This is a genomic window from Pseudoalteromonas sp. 19-MNA-CIBAN-0066 (genome assembly GCF_040308705.1).
GTDB lineage: Bacteria > Pseudomonadota > Gammaproteobacteria > Enterobacterales > Alteromonadaceae > Pseudoalteromonas > Pseudoalteromonas nigrifaciens.
In genome coordinates, this window is record NZ_JBEONZ010000130.1 from 1 (window position 1) to 334 (window position 334).

A 334-nucleotide genomic window follows, 5' to 3' on the forward strand; every position below is an offset into this window, starting at 1 on the left:
GCCCATGGGTTTGCTTGTTATTTTAATTCCTTTGCATCTTGGGCTTTTAAAAGCATTACCAGAGAGCATTGCAAGGCGACTACTAAAGTTCACTTTGGCGTTAGAGCCTTGGATTATGTCGGAAATATTTTTAATTGGCGTACTTGTTAGTATGGTTAAAATCATGTCGCTGGCTGATATTAGCTTCGGCACGAGTTTTTGGGCTTATGTGGGGTTTGTTATTTTATACATAGCTGCACTTGTTCACTTAAATCGCCCACGCTTATGGGCTCAAATAAAGCCTGTAAAAGTACTCGAAGGCGCAGAGCATGCTAAACGTGCAATAGATGAAAAT

Annotated in this window: 1 protein-coding gene; it reads left to right on the forward strand. The window is 40.4% G+C overall.

The genetic code is table 11. The annotated features are described in order from the left end of the window. Nucleotides 1-334: paraquat-inducible protein A (locus AAEZ18_RS18505; RefSeq protein ID WP_352255856.1), on the forward strand; the 334-nt coding region annotated here is incomplete at both ends.